Annotated in this window: 19 protein-coding genes; 1 reads left to right on the top strand and 18 read right to left on the bottom strand. The window is 47.7% G+C overall.

Features of this window, described 5'->3' with window-relative positions:
* Nucleotides 1–11: 11 nt before the first annotated feature.
* The 13 genes from nusG to JNUCC31_RS11115 form a co-directional block, all read right to left on the bottom strand.
* Nucleotides 12–545 carry a transcription termination/antitermination protein NusG gene (gene nusG, locus JNUCC31_RS11055; protein WP_024633599.1) on the bottom strand — a complete coding sequence of 178 codons (534 nt, stop codon included), beginning with the start codon at nt 543–545 and terminating at the stop codon, nt 12–14.
* A gap of 22 nt (nt 546–567) precedes the next feature.
* On the bottom strand, nt 568–759 hold the full coding sequence (secE, locus tag JNUCC31_RS11060; protein WP_024633600.1) for a preprotein translocase subunit SecE: 192 nt from the start codon (nt 757–759) through the stop codon (nt 568–570).
* Nucleotides 760–780: 21 nt separating this feature from the next.
* Nucleotides 781–930, bottom strand: a complete 150-nt coding sequence (gene rpmG, locus JNUCC31_RS11065; protein ID WP_072735843.1) for a 50S ribosomal protein L33 — start codon at nt 928–930, stop codon at nt 781–783.
* Between the two features lie 303 nt (nt 931–1,233).
* Nucleotides 1,234–1,878, bottom strand: coding sequence for an RNA polymerase sporulation sigma factor SigH (sigH, locus tag JNUCC31_RS11070; RefSeq protein WP_024633601.1), 645 nt, complete (start codon nt 1,876–1,878; stop codon nt 1,234–1,236).
* A gap of 171 nt (nt 1,879–2,049) precedes the next feature.
* Nucleotides 2,050–2,571 carry an NYN domain-containing protein gene (locus JNUCC31_RS11075; protein WP_053779220.1) on the bottom strand — a complete coding sequence of 174 codons (522 nt, stop codon included), beginning with the start codon at nt 2,569–2,571 and terminating at the stop codon, nt 2,050–2,052.
* Nucleotides 2,572–2,576: 5 nt separating this feature from the next.
* Nucleotides 2,577–3,323, bottom strand: coding sequence for a 23S rRNA (guanosine(2251)-2'-O)-methyltransferase RlmB (gene rlmB / locus JNUCC31_RS11080; protein WP_062329492.1), 747 nt, complete (start codon nt 3,321–3,323; stop codon nt 2,577–2,579).
* Between the two features lie 85 nt (nt 3,324–3,408).
* On the bottom strand, nt 3,409–3,942 hold the full coding sequence (locus JNUCC31_RS11085) for a Mini-ribonuclease 3 (protein ID WP_228469618.1): 534 nt from the start codon (nt 3,940–3,942) through the stop codon (nt 3,409–3,411).
* Nucleotides 3,927–5,327 carry a cysteine--tRNA ligase gene (gene cysS / locus JNUCC31_RS11090; RefSeq protein WP_192271101.1) on the bottom strand — a complete coding sequence of 467 codons (1,401 nt, stop codon included), beginning with the start codon at nt 5,325–5,327 and terminating at the stop codon, nt 3,927–3,929. The genes JNUCC31_RS11085 and cysS overlap by 16 nt, the downstream gene beginning before the upstream one ends.
* A gap of 26 nt (nt 5,328–5,353) precedes the next feature.
* Nucleotides 5,354–6,022 (bottom strand): serine O-acetyltransferase, encoded by a 669-nt coding sequence (cysE, locus tag JNUCC31_RS11095; protein ID WP_192271103.1) that lies wholly within the window; start codon nt 6,020–6,022, stop codon nt 5,354–5,356.
* A gap of 597 nt (nt 6,023–6,619) precedes the next feature.
* Nucleotides 6,620–8,083: a glutamate--tRNA ligase gene (gltX, locus tag JNUCC31_RS11100; protein ID WP_192271104.1), complete on the bottom strand. Its 1,464-nt coding sequence runs from the start codon at nt 8,081–8,083 to the stop codon at nt 6,620–6,622.
* A 35-nt stretch (nt 8,084–8,118) separates the two neighbouring features.
* Nucleotides 8,119–8,595 (bottom strand): 2-C-methyl-D-erythritol 2,4-cyclodiphosphate synthase, encoded by a 477-nt coding sequence (gene ispF / locus JNUCC31_RS11105; RefSeq protein WP_192271105.1) that lies wholly within the window; start codon nt 8,593–8,595, stop codon nt 8,119–8,121.
* Nucleotides 8,592–9,284, bottom strand: coding sequence for a 2-C-methyl-D-erythritol 4-phosphate cytidylyltransferase (gene ispD / locus JNUCC31_RS11110; protein ID WP_192271106.1), 693 nt, complete (start codon nt 9,282–9,284; stop codon nt 8,592–8,594). The genes ispF and ispD overlap by 4 nt, the downstream gene beginning before the upstream one ends.
* A 102-nt stretch (nt 9,285–9,386) precedes the next feature.
* Nucleotides 9,387–10,472 (bottom strand): PIN/TRAM domain-containing protein, encoded by a 1,086-nt coding sequence (locus tag JNUCC31_RS11115; RefSeq protein ID WP_192271107.1) that lies wholly within the window; start codon nt 10,470–10,472, stop codon nt 9,387–9,389.
* 174 nt (nt 10,473–10,646) lie between these two features.
* Between JNUCC31_RS11115 and JNUCC31_RS11120 the strand changes: the two genes are divergently transcribed.
* On the top strand, nt 10,647–11,042 hold the full coding sequence (locus tag JNUCC31_RS11120) for a nucleoside triphosphate pyrophosphohydrolase family protein (RefSeq protein WP_192271108.1): 396 nt from the start codon (nt 10,647–10,649) through the stop codon (nt 11,040–11,042).
* Between the two features lie 110 nt (nt 11,043–11,152).
* On the opposite strand, the gene pssA is transcribed toward JNUCC31_RS11120, so the two are convergent.
* The 5 genes from pssA to JNUCC31_RS11145 form a co-directional block, all read right to left on the bottom strand.
* A complete protein-coding gene (gene pssA, locus JNUCC31_RS11125; RefSeq protein WP_192271109.1) occupies nt 11,153–11,884 on the bottom strand; it encodes a CDP-diacylglycerol--serine O-phosphatidyltransferase in 732 nt (243 codons plus the stop codon).
* A gap of 43 nt (nt 11,885–11,927) precedes the next feature.
* Nucleotides 11,928–13,004 (bottom strand): DNA integrity scanning diadenylate cyclase DisA, encoded by a 1,077-nt coding sequence (disA, locus tag JNUCC31_RS11130; RefSeq protein WP_062329505.1) that lies wholly within the window; start codon nt 13,002–13,004, stop codon nt 11,928–11,930.
* Between the two features lie 13 nt (nt 13,005–13,017).
* Nucleotides 13,018–14,385: a DNA repair protein RadA gene (gene radA, locus JNUCC31_RS11135; protein ID WP_192271111.1), complete on the bottom strand. Its 1,368-nt coding sequence runs from the start codon at nt 14,383–14,385 to the stop codon at nt 13,018–13,020.
* A 318-nt stretch (nt 14,386–14,703) separates the two neighbouring features.
* On the bottom strand, nt 14,704–15,177 hold the full coding sequence (gene tnpA, locus JNUCC31_RS11140; protein WP_138227108.1) for an IS200/IS605 family transposase: 474 nt from the start codon (nt 15,175–15,177) through the stop codon (nt 14,704–14,706).
* A gap of 226 nt (nt 15,178–15,403) precedes the next feature.
* Nucleotides 15,404–17,866: an ATP-dependent Clp protease ATP-binding subunit gene (locus JNUCC31_RS11145; protein ID WP_192271113.1), complete on the bottom strand. Its 2,463-nt coding sequence runs from the start codon at nt 17,864–17,866 to the stop codon at nt 15,404–15,406.
* Between the last annotated feature and the right edge of the window lies 1 nt (nt 17,867).

The raw sequence follows: 17,867 nt of genomic DNA on the forward strand, positions 1-17,867 counted from the left end.
ACTTGAAGAGACTATATCTTCTCCACTTGCGTATATTCCAACTCAAGCGGTGTTTCCCGTCCAAACATGTTCACATGCACTTTCAACTTGCTTTTGTCTACCAAGATTTCTTCCACGGAGCCCACAAAATTCGCAAAAGGACCAACTTTAATACGTACGGATTCCTTAATGTCGAATTCAATTTTAGGCTTCGGCTCAACCATACCCATATGCTTCAGAATTTGTTCCACTTCTTCAGGCAGCAAGGCTGTTGGTTTGGACCCGGAACCTGTCGAACCGACAAATCCCGTAACACCTGGTGTGTTGCGTACAACATACCAAGAGTCATCCGTCTGGACCATTTCCACCAAGACATATCCGGGGTAAACTTTACGCATAACGGTTTTTTTCTTACCGTCCTTGTTTACCACTTCTTCTTCCATAGGAACAAGAACGCGGAAAATCTTGTCTTCCATGCCCATGGACTCTACGCGTTTTTCCAAATTGGCTTTGACCTTATTCTCATACCCTGAATAGGTATGAACGACGTACCATCTTTTTTCCATATCAAGCCACCTGGGACCCTTCTTAAATAATCGCTTCGATCACAGCGGAGATGCCGATATCAACGACCCAAAAAAACAGCGTCATAACCACAACAGTACCAAGAACGATCAATGTGTAGTTGGTCAGCTCTTTACGATTAGGCCAGCGAACTTTTTTAAGTTCAGCCCAGCTTTCAGAGAAAAAGGAAATCAGAGATTTGAAACTACGTTTCACGCCGACTACACCTCCAAAAAACTATCTGGTTTCGCGATGAGAAGTCTGCTCGTTACAAAACTTGCAAAATTTCTTCATCTCCATGCGGTCGGGGTGATTACGCTTGTTTTTTGTCGTAGTGTAATTTCTTTGTTTGCAGTTCGTACAAGCCAAAGTAATAATTACCCGCATGATGTACACCTCCCGAAGACTTCCACATTGAAGCGGAGTCTCTAAATTGATCCTAAAAAAAAGCCGCGAATTTAGGCCTACCTAAAACACTTTATCATAAGGGTATAACCATGTCAATGAAAGAATAGCCTTTCATCTTTGGGTAAAAGTTCCTATCAAACACATTCAGTTTCTCATCTCTGTTTTTCTCTTCTCCTGCATGGACCAAGCGATTACTAGTATAATCATTCTTTTAGTTTATAAACTTGAGGCAGCAAAAAAAGACTCAAACCCCGAGCCTTTTCCGTCAACGACAACATGTGTTTAATTATCTCGTACTTCCAGATACTTTTCAAGTTTACGCTTGACGCGCTGAAGCGCATTGTCAATGGACTTCACATGTCTGTCCAAATCGACTGCAATCTCTTGATAAGATCTACCGTCCAGATACAACATCAATACTTTACGTTCCAGATCACTCAAAATCTCAGACATCTTATCTTCCAGGCCCACAAACTCTTCCTGATTGATGATAAGCTCTTCTGGATCACTGACCTGGGTTCCACAAATCACATCGAGTAGCGTACGATCAGACTCTTCGTCATAAATAGGTTTGTCCAGTGATACATAAGAATTAAGCGGAATATGCTTCTGACGTGTTGCCGTCTTGATTGCCGTAATAATCTGTCGTGTAATACACAACTCGGCAAAGGCTTTGAAAGAAGCGAGCTTGTCCCCTTTGAAATCCCTAATGGATTTATAGAGTCCAATCATTCCTTCCTGAATAATATCTTCCCGGTCAGCCCCAATCAGAAAATAAGATCTTGCCTTGGCGCGTACAAAGTTGCGATATTTGTTAATCAAAAACTCCAGCGCTTCGCTCTCGCCTTCACGGACCGCTTCGACAATGTCTTCGTCACTTTGGTAATCATACTTGGATAACATGATATCTTTGAGGTCGACACTCACAGACAATCCCTCCGGCTGCAACGCAAGGTACCCCGTTACTCTACTCTATGAAATATAGGATCAGTATATATGATGCTACCTCAAACCGTCAACCACGCCCTGCCTAAAAAAGAACATCAATAACATAATTGTCAAGAGTTTCAAAATTCTAAATTCTGTAAAACCGTGCTGTTATTCCCGCCGCCATCGCTCAAACTGTTTCAAAACCTCCGGACTTAATTTCCCGCCGAGTGTATTTCGCGTTGCTTTAGCCTGGTCTTCTTCCAGACGTTTCTGTAACTCTTTTTCGTTCTGCTCCACTTCGATCAACAGCTCCCTTGCGGATATACGCAGAGCCCCCTGACCAAAAATGACATGCTGCTCTACCATATCACTTGTAGCCACATAGATTTGGCGTCTTCGCGTGCTTAGTTCCCGAACGAGTCTCTCAATGCATTCATCTGCCGTCTCTTTTTCCTTTGTAAAAAAAATCTGCACTTTGCTCTGTGTAAAGGATTTACCGAGTCCAGGCACGAGGTAGGCGTCAAAAACAACAATGACTCTCAGACCGGAGAATGCCTGGTAATCAGCTAGACGGGAGAGAAGCCTGTTGCGTGCCTCCTCCAATCCACTCTCCGCCAGTCTGGATAACTCCGGCCAGTCACCAATCATGTTGTACCCGTCTACAAGAAGCACATCACGGGAATCAGCCATATTTTCTAGTCCTGCGCTTGGCGCGAACGGAGCACTTCATACATGACAACACCCGCAGCCACAGAAGCATTCAGGGAATTAATCTGTCCTTGCATCGGTAATTTGATCAATACATCGCATTTCTCGCGAATGAGTCGTCCCATTCCCTTGTTTTCATTTCCGATTACGAGGGCTACCGGGCCTGTAAAGACTCCGTTCCCAAACACGCTCTCCTGAGCAGCAACATCCGTACCTACCACCCATACGCCTTCTTCCTTGAGACGGTCAATCGTTTGTCCCAGATTGCTTACACGAGCCACTGGCACATATTCAACAGCACCTGCTGAGGTTTTGGAAACAGTCACTGTAACAGCAGCCGAGCGTCGCTTGGGTACAATGACTCCATGTGCACCCGTGCAGTCGGCTGTCCGCAGAATTGATCCAAGGTTATGCGGATCTTCAATCTCATCCAGCAAAATCAAAAATGGGTGCTCATTCTTCGCTGCCGCTGCAGCAAGAATATCTTCAACCTCCACATAAGCGTATGGTGCCGCTTGCGCCACCACACCCTGGTGCTGAATGCCAGGAACCGTTTGATCCAGTTTACGCTTGTCAACGTGCTGGATGACAATCCCTAGTTTTTTGGCTTCCGCAATAATAGGTTGCGTCAAATGTTTTTGTGCAGTATCTGCGATCCATATTTTATTAATGGTCCGGCCTGAACGCAGCGCCTCCGTGACGGAGTGCTTACCGGCAATCCATTCTTCTTCCATCGTTGTTCGATCCTCTCTTTAACGCTCTGCTGGAATCGGCACCTCAAGAGGCCGACCCACAGAAGCGGCTTTTGTTGAATTTCTATTATTTATTTGGCTTGTTTGAACTCTGTTCGTGTTCGGCATGCTCAATGCCCTTGGCAATCAGTTCAATCATACGACCATGCAAACCACTACTATACAGGTAACCGATCAGACACTCCAGAGCAGTTGCATGTCTGTATTCCAGAACATCCGCATTTTTGGGAATACTGCCTGACTTGGCGTTGCGACCTTGTCTAACGATGTCACGTTCTTCATCCGTCAGATCAGCTTCAATACCTGTAAGAATGCGGCTCTGGGCCTTGGCTGACACCAGACCGGTTGCACTGCGGTGCAGATGATTGGGACGCATATTGGCTTTGGACAACAGATATTGCCGTACAGCGACCTCATATACCGCATCACCAATATAGGCGAGTGCAATGGGAGGAATCAATCGCGCGGGACGGGATGGGGGATATGGAAACCATCCCCCTTGTGTAACATGTTTGGACTGTTCTTCTACCTGCTGTTGCTCCGTAAATTCGACAGATTCAGACAACTTATTCGACTGCTCCTCGGTCATTTGCGCCGCCATCTCATCCCCTGAGCCGTATCCTCAAGCAAGATGCCCTGCGCAGACAGTTCATCCCGAATTTCATCAGCCCGTGCCCAGTTTTTGGACTTACGCGCTTGTGTGCGCTCTTCAATCAGACGCTCAATGTCTTCATCCAAAAGCTCCGGTTCGGCGTCCGTATAGATCCGAAGCACCGCATTCAGCTCACTGAACAATTCCAGGAGCGCACGAATGTCCGCAGCGTTTACCACATCTTGTTGCAACAGTTGGTTCGCTTCCCCAGCCCATTCAAACAGTGCCGTAATCGCATCAGGCGTATTGAAATCATCCTGCATTTTCTCATGATACTGCTGACGAATCCGTTCCAGTCTCGCTGCATATTCTGCTGAAACAGGCTGGTCCACGCTTACAGCCTGCAAGCGATGATTAAGATTGCCTACGGCATTGGCGATCCGGTCTACACTGTTCTGCGCCTGTTCCATCGTATCTTCCGTAAAGTTCAATGGATTGCGATAGTGGGTAGACAACATGAAATAACGAATGGCTTCACGTTTATATTGATTGCGAAGGTCTTTGACAAGGACTCCGTTACCGAGTGATTTCGACATTTTTTCGTTATCGATGCGGATAAACCCATTATGCATCCAGTAGTTTGCCAGTGGTTTTCCAGTCAAGACCTCGGATTGAGCGCATTCGCACTCATGATGCGGGAACTGCAAATCCTGTCCGCCTCCGTGAATATCCAGTGTGTCGCCCAAGTACTCCCTTGCCATGGCAGAGCACTCGATATGCCAGCCTGGACGACCATCGCCCCATGGACTGGACCAGTAGATTTCACCCGGTTTTGCAGCCTTCCACAGCACGAAGTCTTCAGGGTGCTCTTTGCGCTCATCTACACCAATGCGGATTCCAAATTGTAATTCCTGAAGGTTTTGTTTCGACAGTTTGCCATACTCCGAGAATTTCCCAGTGCGATAATATACGTCACCGCCATTTTCATAGGCGAAGTCCTTTTCAACCAGTTCCCGGATAAAATCAATGATGAGCGGCATGTTCTCCGTCACTCTTGGATTACTGCTCGCTTTTGATATACCCAGCCCTTCGAGGTCCTCGTAGTATGCCGCAATAAACTTCTCAGCGACATGAGGAACATCTGTGCCAAGTTGTTCGGCTTTGCGAATGAGCTTGTCATCAACATCGGTAAAGTTCACAACATAGTTCACCTCATGCCCTGTCTGTTCCAGATATCCTCGAACCGTGTCGAAAAAGATGACCGGACGTGCATTCCCGATATGAATGTAATCATATACCGTTGGTCCGCACACATACATTTTTACTTTCCCCGGCTCTTGGGGGACAAAATTTTCTTTGGTACGACTCATCGTATTATAAATTTGAAGCGTCATAGTCACTTTCCTTTCATCCGTTTCCATCATTTTTCTATTGTATCACGGGAAAACTCACTTTCACGATTACTCTGCAAAGTACGCACTTCTTCACGCAAACGTTCGATCTCTTGCTGCATGCTGCGCAGGGAATCGATTACCGGATCGGGAAGCTGCTGGTTCAGACGGTCCACCCGGCGACCATCCTGTTTCACGATTCTACCCGGTATACCTACAACAGTGCTGTTTGAAGGGACCTCCTTCAGCACAACCGAGTTCGCACCAATATTGCATTGGTCCCCCACACTGAAGGAGCCCAGTACTTTCGCTCCGGATGAGATAACCACATTATTGCCAATTGTCGGATGTCTCTTCCCTTTTTCTTTACCCGTTCCGCCAAGTGTAACCCCCTGATAGATGACAACATCATCGCCAATCTCACATGTTTCCCCAATCACAACGCCCATACCATGGTCAATAAACAACCGATTGCCGATCGTAGCCCCGGGGTGGATTTCGATACCTGTCATAAAACGGCTGACCTGCGAAATGAACCGGGCCAATGAAAACCATCTCCGCTTGTATAAAACGTGTGCCGCCCGGTGCGCCCATATCGCATGCAGCCCCGAGTAAGTAAATACAACCTCAAACCATCCCCGGGCCGCCGGATCGTTTTCAAACACCGCCTGGATATCTGATCTGATCTTCTTGAACATGCTCGTTCCCCTCTTGTTCAGGTCTTCGTCCTCCGGATTACCGGACGGCGCGGCCCTCATGGTAGTGTACTTGCGACTCGATTAAATAGAAAACGCCTCTGCAGCTGTTTAAGCTGCAGAGGCGTTTATCGCGGTCCCACTCTGCTTGGTCCATGCTTTAACATGCAAGGACTGGTCAGCTAACAATAGCTGCCTCGTATCCTTGCACAAGAATGAACCCTCAATAGTTCCGTAACGGGAACCAACCGTCACAACCTATCCTGGCGTTTTCCTCTTTGCTACAGGGCAAGAGGCGGGGCCGGATTCGGCTGTGCAGCTCACGGGTGCATTTCGACTGGAGGACAGTGGATGGCTCACAGCCACCGCAGCAAAAATCTTTCTCCTTTACTGCGGGACCATCCTCTCTGAATCTGTCCGGTTCAACCTACTTCTCCCGGTCTTTGCTGTTTCTATGATGAATGATAAAATCATACCATTTAACCTTTGTGTTGCTATTATAGCGAAAAGGTCATGGACTGACAACAATCTTCCTTCAGATCGGTTCGAACAAGGTTCTTTGCTCAAGTTCAGAGCAGACTGAAACAAGTGTATATGCTACTACGCGCCTTTTACCTGAGCACGCAATCGATCAATAACCGTGTCGCGGCCTAGCAGTACGATCGTTTGGTTCAAATCGCGACCATGAGTCTGTCCTGTCAGAGCTACACGGATCGGCATAAACAGCTGTTTACCCTTAAATCCGGTCTCTTTCTGAACTTCTTTGATCAGCGCAGCCATTTTGCTTGGTGTAAATTCGTCGCTCGCCTGTACTTTATCAGCAAATGCCTTCAGCACGGTTGGTACCTGCTCCTCAGCCAGTACAGCAGCCCCTTCACTTTCCAGCTCCAGATGGGAACGGAAGAACACTTCCGACAATTCCACAATATCCGAGGCAGAATTCATTTGCTCCTGATAGAGATGAACCAGCGTATATGCCCATTCTTTCTGTTCAGGTGTCAGCTCAGAGGAAATACGACCTGCCTTTTGCAGATGTGGAATCGCCATTTCAGCAATGCGATCCGGGTCTGCATGTTTGATATAGTGGTTGTTCAAGTGAGCCAGCTTGTGGGTGTCAAATACTGCCGGGCTCTTGGACAGACGCTTCGTATCAAAAATGGAGATTAACTGCTCCTGCGAGAAGATCTCTTCCTCTCCTTCAGGGGACCAGCCGAGCAGGGAGATGAAGTTAAACATCGCTTCTGGCAGATAGCCGAGCTGATCATATTGTTCAATAAACTGAATAACAGACTCATCCCGTTTACTCAGCTTTTTGTGGTTTTCATTCACAATCAACGTCATATGACCGAATTGCGGCGGCTCCCAGCCAAGTGCTTCATAGATCATCAGCTGGCGTGGTGTATTGGAGATGTGATCCTCTCCACGCAGAACGTGGGAGATCTTCATCAGGTGGTCATCCACAGCAACTGCATAGTTGTACGTGGGAATGCCGTCTTTTTTTACAATAACGAAGTCGCCGGATTCCTTGCTGTTGAATGAGATCGTCCCTTTTACCATGTCATCAAACGTATATATGCGTTCTTCTGGTACACGGAAACGAATACTCGCCACACGACCTTCTGCTTCAAAAGCACTCTGCTGCTCCGGTGTCAGATCACGGTGCTTGCCCGAATAACGCGGAGTTTCCCCACGTGCCGTCTGTTCCTCACGTTCTTGCTCCAGCTCTTCTTCCGTGCAATAGCAGCGGTAGGCCAGACCTTTGTCCAGCAGCTCCTGCGTATATTTGCGATAGATGTCCAAACGTTCCGTCTGACGGTATGGCCCGTATTCTCCGCCGACATCAATACTTTCATCCCACTCGATTCCGAGCCATTTCAAGTATTTCAGCTGGCTTTCTTCACCACCGGCAATATTGCGTTTCACGTCCGTATCTTCAATACGAATAATGAATTTACCGTTATTATGTTTGGCATACAAATAATTAAAAAGTGCTGTACGGGCATTCCCGATATGCAGGTGTCCCGTTGGACTCGGCGCGTAGCGCACACGAACTTCCGTACTCATAAAATATCCCCTCCGTATCTAGTTGGTTGATAATATCACACGCGAACAAGGCAAACAACCGATTGGGCAGCTATACCCTCTCCCCGCCCGGGGAATCCCAGTTGCTCTGTTGTAGTCGCTTTGACATTCACCTGTGTTACATCTGCTTCCAGTGCCTTGGCAATAACCTCGGCCATCTGCGGAACGTAAGGTGCCATCTTTGGTTTCTGTGCAATAATGGTTGAATCGATATTCCCCAGACGGTATCCACGCTCTTTCACCAGCTGCCACACTTGCTCCAGCAGTTTCAGGCTGTCGGCATCCTTGAATTCCGGATCGGTATCCGGGAAGTGTTTGCCAATGTCCCCGAGTGCAAGTGCACCAAGAATGGCATCACTGATAGCATGCAGCAACACATCCGCGTCCGAGTGACCCAGCAGTCCTTTTTCATAAGGAATCGTCACTCCTCCAATAATGCAAGGGCGTCCCTCTACCAGCTGGTGTACATCAAATCCCTGTCCTACACGTATCATCGCTTCTTCTCTCCCCCTAGCAAAAACGCGGCGTACTCCAAATCTTCCGGCGTCGTTAATTTAATGTTCGCATAACTGCCTTTCACAACCTTGACCGACATTCCCTGGCGCTCAGCCAGCATGGCGTCATCCGTCCCTAGAAATCCGTCCCGTTCCGCAGATTCATATGCAAGCAGCAGCGAAGAAAGACGAAAAGCCTGCGGGGTTTGAATGCTCCACAGACTGCTGCGGTCTGGCGTCGCCGTAACGACACCCTCCGCATTCACTTGTTTGATCGTATCCTTCACTGGAACAGCCAGGACAGCTGCTCCACCCGACATCGCGGCCTGCATGCAGCCTGTAATCTGCTCACGGTTTATAAAAGGACGTACCCCGTCGTGAACAAGGACCCAATCTGTTCCCAAGGCCTTAAGGCCTTCATGCACAGAATGCTGTCTCTCTTTCCCTCCGGGGATAACACGTACACGTGATTCCAGTTGGTATTCTTTTACCCAATTCAGGCAGCGTTCAACATCTGCAGCTCCGGTTACCAGCACCATTTCTCTGACCTCGTCCAGAGCCGCAAACACCTCAAGCGTATGTATGAAAACGGGCTTGTCCTGCAGCAGCAGAAACTGCTTGCTTTCGGTCGTTCCCATCCGGGTTCCCCGACCTGCCGCCACAATGACAACCCCCCACCCTTTATCCATGCCGCGATCCCTGCCTTGTCTGTCAGTTTACCGTTCATTGATATAAAATATCTGCAAGCGATATAAAATATCTTACAACGATACACTACCCATCATACCGCTTTATTGGGCTTTTTCCAACAATTTCGGCTTGGCAAAAATCATTCGTCCCGCTGACGTCTGCAGTACACTGGTCACCAGCACTTCCATCATCATGCCGATATACTCGCGTCCGCCTTCCACAACAATCATTGTGCCATCATCCAGATAGGCTACACCCTGACCATGCTCCTTGCCGTCCTTGATGATCTGTACCAGAATTTCCTCACCCGGCAGTACCACTGGCTTGACGGCATTAGCCAGATCATTGATGTTCAGTACAGATACACCTTGGAGTTCGCAAACCTTATTGAGGTTAAAGTCATTGGTAACGACCTTGCCCTGAAGCACTTTCGCCAGCTTAACCAGTTTACTGTCCACTTCGGAAATTTCCTCGAAATCCCCCTCGTAGATCAGGACCTTGACGTCCAATTCCTTCTGGATTTTATTCAAAATATCGAGCCCGCGCCGGCCTCTGTTTCGCTTGAGCAGATCCGATGAATCGGCAATATGCTGCAATTCCTCCAATACGAATTCCGGAATCACAATCGTTCCCTCGATAAATCCGGTTTTGCATATATCTGCGATGCGGCCATCGATAATGACGCTGGTATCCAGAATCTTATGCTCTTCCATCCGCCTGTCCTCATCAACCTCAGGGTGACCCCATCGTCCTGACATCCAGAAGGCTCCCAGATCGTCTTTCTTGGCCATGGCAAGCGTGTACCCTGTATAGCTACATACGACCGTCAGCGCCACCTGAAGCACCTCTCCGGCCGTTCCCAGCCAGGCTACACAAGGATACAGCAGCAAGGCCACCAGTAATCCCGCAACGGTACCCGCAGCTCCTGCCGCGAGTTCATTCATCGGTACTTTTGCCAAGGAATCAATCCCATTATGCAGTCTGGTTGCCATCAATGTTCCTCCGATGTTGCACACAGACATAAACAATACAGCTCCTAGTAGCGTTGATACCCCAGCTCCCAACAGTCCTGCTGACTGAATCCACTCAGCCATCCAAGGGACAGATTTTCCTGCCAGATGATATGCCGTGTAGCCGAACCATGCACCGCACAATCCTGTAAAAGTTAAAATGCCTTTTTTCCACATAAGTCCCTGCACCTCCTTCAATATAACTTCTTGTTTATATCCAGTATGATCCAATTCCCAAATTGCTAATCCCGCTTTCGAAGAACTTTTTGTAAATGTTGAAATCGTCTGTTGAAAGAAGGTAAATTATTGGCATATAATGAATTCAATTCATATCCCGAGGTGAGTAGCAAAATGAGTACGCTAAGTTTACAGGCTTTTCAGGATCAAGTTTCCGAGCTGTTGCTGCGTCATCGCAGCCTGATTGATGTACTGTCCAAAACAGGACAAGCCGGAGCTTCCGTCAATCGTGCCGTGTCCAAGGCCATTACCGAATGCGGCTGCATTGAGCTGCACGCCACCAAGCAGAGATATGCCCCGGAGAGTGATATCGCTAAAACCAAAGGGCTGCTGGAAACGCATGTGGAAGGTGAATTGTGCGAGAATTGCAAAGAGGTGATCAGCTCCGAACTGGGGCGGAACCTGTTTTATATGTCGGCTCTCTGCAATCTGCTGGACATCAACATGGAAGAAGTCGTGAATCACGAGTCACAGAAATGTTCGACGTTAGGGATGTTCAATTTGTCGTAGATCTGAATAACAAAAAGCACGTATACTCCTGCACAGGAGCGTACGTGCTTTCTTTTTATTTGTTTGATATTCGAAACACAAACCAACCGAATTCCAGAATGCAGGAATACCTAGCGATCAGAAGGACGAGAAGACTTCTCTTCTTTACGCTTTTTGGCCCGGTTTCGGGAGGCGGCCGTCCGCATACTATGCTTCATCCCGTACAGGGCATATAGCACAAGTGGAATAAAGATCAATTTGGACAATTGTTCAGGAAACATTACCGCCACCAATACTGCGAAGACGATAACCCAAGGTGCAATCCAGATCGCTTTACGCGGCAAACCAACTTTTTTGAAATTCGGATACTTCAGCGAACTCACCATGAGATAGGATAACAACAACGTAGCAATCATCATACTCACAGGGCCAATATCCTTGTTAAATAGGGACAGGGTAGCTAATACCCCTCCCGCTGCTGGAATCGGCAGGCCTGTGAAGTATCCCGGGATTCCCGGACGAACATTAAACCGGGCAAGCCGAATGGCTCCACATATCGGAAAACTGGCTGTTGCGACCCAGGCAAGAACCGGCGTTGCATCCTGAAACGAGACCATAAATATAATCAGGGCCGGGGCTGCACCAAATGATACCATGTCAGACAAGGAATCGAGCTCCTTGCCGAATTCACTCTGAGCATTGAGTGCACGTGCTACCCGCCCATCCAGACCATCCAACAACATCGCAACAATAACCATGATTGCAGCCAAACTGTAATTCCCATCAATCGCAAGCAAAATCGCCATCATTCCAAGAAACAGATTACCCAGGGTAAAGAGATTCGGAATGAATCTGGTTAACATCGTTGTTTCACCTCATCATATTCAAGCCGTTATAGGAAAATCCTTACATCTGTCTGTCAATGAACATCTGCTCCTGCAAACGTTTGAGACCTTCCTTAATGGTACGGGCGCGTACTTCACCAATCCCGTCCACTTCGTCCAGCTCTTCAATGGTAGCCATGATGACATGTGGCAATTGTTCAAACTGATCCACCAGGTTATGGATGATGACATTCGGCAGGCGGGGTATCTTATTCAATACCCGATATCCGCGGGGTGCAACCGAATCTTCGGATGTAGCCGCTGACGAGGGGTATCCCAACAGGCGCACAATATGATGTGCATCCAGCAATTCATCGTCAGACAACCTTTTCAGGCCTATAATAATATCGCGGATTTTGTCATCACTGTCGTCACGGGCATAGTCCTTGTAGAGCAACCAGGCTTCTTCCTCCGTTGTTCCGACCAGCTCCTCCATCTGCATGGAGATCAGTCGTCCCTCGTTACCGAGTTCATGAATGTACCGTTTGATTTCCGTTTTGATGCGCATAACCATTTCTGTACGCTGAATCACATTGACCACTTCAGGAATGGTCACAAGTTCCTCAAATTCGGATGCACTCAGATTCGTAAGAGACTGTGTCAATACAGCTTTGTATTTCTCCAAGGTTTGAATCGCTTGATTCGCCTTGGTCAAAATAACCCCAATTTCTTTGAGCGAATATCTAAGCGTTCCCTGATACAAGGTAATAATATTCCGGCGTTGCGATATGGATACGACCAATTTGCCTGTTTGCTTGGCAACACGCTCTGCCGTTCGGTGACGAATTCCTGTCTCAGATGAGGAGATCGAAGAATCCGGGATGAGCTGGGTATTGGCATATAGAATGCGCTTCAAATCCTCGCTAAGGATAATGGCACCGTCCATCTTGGCGAGTTCATACAGATAGTTGGGGGAGAAGTCGCAGTTAATCGAGAATCCCCCATCCACAACTTCCATTACTTCAGGGCTGTATCCTACAACCAGCAGTGCCCCCGTCTTGGCGCGCAGCACGTTCTCCAGACCTTCGCGGAAAGGTGTACCTGGTGCGATCAGCCTTAACAAATCGTTCATGTTATCCAGTTGGCTCGAATCTTTCATTTTATTATGCCCCCTAATCTAAAGCAACCGCTAGTGCATCTGCCACGGTATTCACACCGATCAGTTGTATCCCGCGAGGATGTTTCCAGCCCTTTAAGCTTTTTTCTGGTAAAATGACACGCTTGAAGCCCAGTTTCTCGGCTTCTTTCACACGTTGTTCAGCCCGTGATACGGCCCGAACCTCACCCGTCAAACCGATTTCCCCAAAAATGACGTCATCCGGCTTGGTCGGTACATCCCTCAGACTGGAGGCGATGCTGACAGCAACCGCCAAATCGATAGCCGGCTCATCCAGCCGTACACCTCCAGCCACATTCAGATACGCATCCTGCGTTTGCAAGAACATGCCCATTCGTTTCTCAAGTACAGCAATAATGAGGTTTAGCCTGTGATGGTCTATGCCTGTTGCCATACGACGCGGAGAAGGAAAATGAGTAGAAGAGATAAGCGCCTGCAATTCCACAAGCAGTGGACGCGTCCCCTCCATACTGGCAACTACGGTAGAACCCGCCACACCAAGTGGACGTTCTGACAAAAAGAGCTCAGAAGGGTTACCTACTTCACGAAGTCCTTCCTCCCCCATTTCAAAGATGCCTATCTCATTGGTCGAACCAAAACGGTTCTTAACCGCACGCAACAGGCGATACGTATGATGCCGTTCTCCTTCAAAATAAAGAACACAGTCCACCATATGTTCGAGCATACGCGGACCGGCAATGGCGCCTTCTTTCGTAACATGCCCCACAAGTACGGTTGCAATGCCTCGCCCTTTTGCAATCCGCATAAACCGTGAGGTACATTCCCTTACCTGAGCTACACTGCCGGGTGCACTGGTGACTTCTGGCAGATATACCGTCTGAATGGAGTCGATGACAAGAAAATGCGGCTGGATCTGATCCACCGCTTCCTCAACTCGTTCCATATTAGTCTCACATAGTACATATAACTCAGGAGATAATGCACCCAGACGGTCAGCCCGCAATTTGGTTTGCTTGACTGATTCCTCGCCAGAGACATATAACACGCGCAAACCCGAATGAGTTAATGCATGAGATGTTTGCAACATCAACGTTGATTTTCCGATTCCGGGGTCTCCGCCCACCAGAACGAGAGATCCTGGAACAATTCCGCCGCCCAGTACACGGTTCAGCTCTTCAATTCCAGTCTGTACACGCGGCTCCTGACCGCTATCTATATCTATGATGGGAAGTGGTTTATCTTTACTCTCAAAGAGTGGGGAATTTCTCCCTTGTGTTTTGACCACCGTTTCGGTTTCTTCCACCATTGAATTCCAAGACTGACAACCTGGACATTTGCCGTACCATTTGGGGGCTTCATAGCCGCATTCCGTACACTGAAACTTGGTTTTAACTTTGGCCACTTCAGCACTCCTAGAATTTATTTTATAACAGCATTTTGCATTTTTCGACGAATTTTGAACTAAACTTCCTGACGTGCAGGGTTAATAAAAGTTTACCATTGTTTGAGATTTTTCGTAAAGGATTATCGCAAACTTTACACCTGTTCCTAAGCTGCTCATTTGGGTTGAGTCCATACAATCAGGACCACCCGTCCAACGGGTGGTTTGCTCTTGGGGTATAACCCCTTGTTGCCAAACTGCGCCTAAAGACGCTAGCCTGACCACAAATACGTTCAGGCTCAATGTTTTTGTCACTTTCACTTACCAGTGAAACTGGTCCTACTTCTTTTTGCTCCGGTTACTGCTAAATGGATCTTCGTATTCTTTTACACTCAGCTTATCTACCGCTTGATCATGTGCTTCTTGCTCACGAATATACTTTCTTACGGTTGCTTCATTTAACCCCACTGTACTCACATAGTACCCTTCAGCCCAAAACTTACGATTCCCGTATTTATACTTCAACTGGGCATGCTTTTCGAATATCATTAGAGAACTTTTCCCCTTTAAATATCCCATGAACGTTGAAACTGCAATTTTTGGTGGAATTGCTACCAACATATGGACATGATCGGGCATCATGTGACCTTCTATAATCTCTACTCCCTTGTATTTACACAAACGTTTGAAGATTTCGATTAAATCTCTTCTCACTTGATTATAGATTTCTTTCCGTCTATACTTCGGGGTGAACACAATATGGTATTTGCACATCCACTTTGTGTGAGCTAGACTGTAGCTCTTGGTTGCCATGAATGACCATTCCTTTCTTTTGAGCCTGAACATCTCAATTGTATTGGAATGGTCATCGTGGTCAAACCTTCAATCCCTCCACCCGCATAGCGGGTGGTTTTTTGTTTCGCACGTTTCACGCACTCAACTGGCTAAAGCCATAATAAAAAAATCCTCCCTGACAGAAGCCAGGAAGGATTAGAAATGAATCAAACGCTCAGGTGTGATCCGAGAGTTTTACATCACATTACTTTGTTTCGATTTCCTCAGTGGAGGGAACAATTACATCTTTTTTCGTAACAGTCAATGCTCCGTTCTCTTCGTCAATGAGCAACGAATCTCCTTTGACCACATTACCTGTGAGCAACTCTTCAGACAATTTGTCTTCGATATGCTTCTGGATCGCCCGACGAAGTGGACGAGCACCATAAGCTGGATCGAAACCTGCTTTGGCAAGGAAGTCCTTGGCATTGTCAGTGAGCTCGAAGTCGACCTCATACTCACGCAGCCGTTTACGAAGCTCTTCACTCATCAGTGTAACAATCTCTGCAATGTGTTTCTCCTCAAGAGAGTGGAACACGATAATTTCATCAATCCGGTTAAGGAACTCAGGACGGAAGCTTTTCTTCAGCTCATCCATTACTTTACCCTTCATGTTATCGTAATCCGCACCTGCATCCACAACAGCGGTAAAGCCCAGTGTAGAGTTACGTTTAATCGCTTCTGCACCCACATTGGATGTCAAAATGATCAACGTATTCCGGAAGTCCACGACGCGACCTTTGGAATCAGTCAGACGACCATCCTCAAGCACTTGCAGCAAGATGTTGAATACTTCCGGATGTGCTTTCTCGATTTCATCAAGCAGGACGACGGAGTAAGGTTTGCGACGAACTTTCTCAGTCAGCTGTCCACCTTCTTCGTATCCCACGTATCCCGGAGGCGCGCCGACGAGTCTTGAAGTGGAATGCTTCTCGCCATACTCGGACATGTCGATCCGGATGACTGCATTTTCATCTCCAAACATGGCTTCTGCGAGCGCACGAGCCAGCTCGGTTTTACCTACCCCAGTTGGACCAAGGAAGATAAATGAACCCATCGGACGTTTCGGATCTTTAAGTCCGGCACGGGCACGACGAACGGCACGGCTGACGGACTTCACAGCCTCATCTTGCCCAATGACACGTTCATGCAGAATCGATTCCAAAGTCATCAGACGTTGTGTCTCTTCTTCTTTCAGCTTGTTCACCGGAATTCCAGTCCAGTTAGCCACCACTTGCGCGATATCCTCAGGTGTTACTTCGGAATCCGTACGTCCTTGTTTTTCTTTCCATTGGTTCTTCGTTACATCCAGCTCTTCACGAATTTTTTGTTCCGTGTCGCGCAGTGCTGCTGCTTTTTCGAACTCCTGACTTTGGACCGCTGCGTCTTTTTCCTTACGGATATCTTCGAGACGGCTTTCCAGTTGTTTGAGGTTTGGTGGGATGGTGTAAGAGTTCAATCTTACTTTGGAACCCGCCTCATCAATCAGGTCGATCGCTTTATCCGGCAGGAAGCGGTCGGTAATGTATCGGTCAGACAGTTTAACCGCCTGTACAATCGCTTCATCCGTAATTTTCACCCGGTGATGCGCCTCGTAACGATCACGCAAGCCGTGTAGAATCTGAATGGCTTCTTCCGGAGAAGGTTGATCTACCGTAATCGGTTGGAAACGACGCTCAAGCGCAGCATCCTTCTCAATATATTTGCGGTACTCATCCAGGGTTGTTGCACCGATGCACTGCAATTCTCCACGAGCCAGAGCCGGTTTCAGAATGTTCGAAGCATCAATTGCACCTTCCGCTCCACCTGCACCAATCAGGGTGTGTAATTCATCAATGAACAGGACAATGTTACCCGCTTGACGAATTTCATCCATAATTTTTTTCAGACGATCTTCGAACTCACCACGATATTTTGTACCTGCAACAACAGAGCCCATATCCAACGTCATGACACGTTTGTCGCGCAATGTTTCCGGAATTTCGTTAGCGATGATTTTTTGTGCAAGTCCTTCAGCGATGGCTGTTTTACCTACACCTGGTTCACCGATCAGTACCGGGTTATTCTTCGTACGACGGCTCAGGACCTGAATAACACGCTCGATTTCCTTGCTACGTCCAATCACCGGATCGAGATTATTCTCTCTGGCATACGCCGTAAGATCACGTGCCAGACTATCCAGGGTTGGTGTGCTGACATTCGCAGGCGTACCGTTATGACTGGATACGGCTTCACTACTGCCAAGCAGTTGCAGCACCTGTTGACGTGCCTTGTTCAAACTGATACCCAGGTTGTTCAGCACACGTGCTGCAACCCCTTCACCTTCACGAATCAGTCCGAGCAGGATATGCTCAGTGCCTACATAGGTGTGGCCTAGTTTCCGTGCTTCATCCATAGACAGTTCAATTACTTTTTTCGCACGAGGCGTATATGCAATGTTCGTAGGCTGCTCCTGGCCACGGCCAATCAGCGTTTCTACTTCATCCTGAATTTTTTCCAATCCGAGTCCCAAGCCGATCAGCGCTTTGGCTGCGATGCCTTCGCCTTCACGAATGAGGCCGAGCAGAATGTGCTCTGTACCGATGTTATTGTGACCAAGACGGACAGCTTCTTCCTGCGCCAATGCGAGCACCTTTTGGGCCCGTTCCGTAAATCTTCCAAACATCATA

Source organism: Paenibacillus sp. JNUCC-31 (genome assembly GCF_014844075.1).
In the GTDB taxonomy this organism is placed as follows: domain Bacteria; phylum Bacillota; class Bacilli; order Paenibacillales; family Paenibacillaceae; genus Paenibacillus.

Excerpts from the sequence above, each read along its gene's own strand:
- cysE (WP_192271103.1), bottom strand. The coding sequence starts at position 6,022 with ATGTTCAAGAAGATCAGATCAGATATCCAGGCGGTGTTTGAAAACGAT.
- JNUCC31_RS11115 (WP_192271107.1), bottom strand. The coding sequence starts at position 10,472 with ATGTGGAAAAAAGGCATTTTAACTTTTACAGGATTGTGCGGTGCATGG.
- gltX (WP_192271104.1), bottom strand. The coding sequence starts at position 8,083 with ATGAGTACGGAAGTTCGTGTGCGCTACGCGCCGAGTCCAACGGGACAC.
- JNUCC31_RS11120 (WP_192271108.1), top strand. The coding sequence starts at position 10,647 with ATGAGTACGCTAAGTTTACAGGCTTTTCAGGATCAAGTTTCCGAGCTG.
- JNUCC31_RS11085 (WP_228469618.1), bottom strand. The coding sequence starts at position 3,942 with ATGGCGGCGCAAATGACCGAGGAGCAGTCGAATAAGTTGTCTGAATCT.
- ispF (WP_192271105.1), bottom strand. The coding sequence starts at position 8,595 with ATGATACGTGTAGGACAGGGATTTGATGTACACCAGCTGGTAGAGGGA.
- cysS (WP_192271101.1), bottom strand. The coding sequence starts at position 5,327 with ATGACGCTTCAAATTTATAATACGATGAGTCGTACCAAAGAAAATTTT.
- ispD (WP_192271106.1), bottom strand. The coding sequence starts at position 9,284 with ATGGATAAAGGGTGGGGGGTTGTCATTGTGGCGGCAGGTCGGGGAACC.
- JNUCC31_RS11075 (WP_053779220.1), bottom strand. The coding sequence starts at position 2,571 with ATGGCTGATTCCCGTGATGTGCTTCTTGTAGACGGGTACAACATGATT.
- pssA (WP_192271109.1), bottom strand. The coding sequence starts at position 11,884 with ATGTTAACCAGATTCATTCCGAATCTCTTTACCCTGGGTAATCTGTTT.
- nusG (WP_024633599.1), bottom strand. The coding sequence starts at position 545 with ATGGAAAAAAGATGGTACGTCGTTCATACCTATTCAGGGTATGAGAAT.
- disA (WP_062329505.1), bottom strand. The coding sequence starts at position 13,004 with ATGAAAGATTCGAGCCAACTGGATAACATGAACGATTTGTTAAGGCTG.
- JNUCC31_RS11145 (WP_192271113.1), bottom strand. The coding sequence starts at position 17,866 with ATGATGTTTGGAAGATTTACGGAACGGGCCCAAAAGGTGCTCGCATTG.
- rpmG (WP_072735843.1), bottom strand. The coding sequence starts at position 930 with ATGCGGGTAATTATTACTTTGGCTTGTACGAACTGCAAACAAAGAAAT.
- tnpA (WP_138227108.1), bottom strand. The coding sequence starts at position 15,177 with ATGGCAACCAAGAGCTACAGTCTAGCTCACACAAAGTGGATGTGCAAA.
- rlmB (WP_062329492.1), bottom strand. The coding sequence starts at position 3,323 with ATGGAAGAAGAATGGATTGCCGGTAAGCACTCCGTCACGGAGGCGCTG.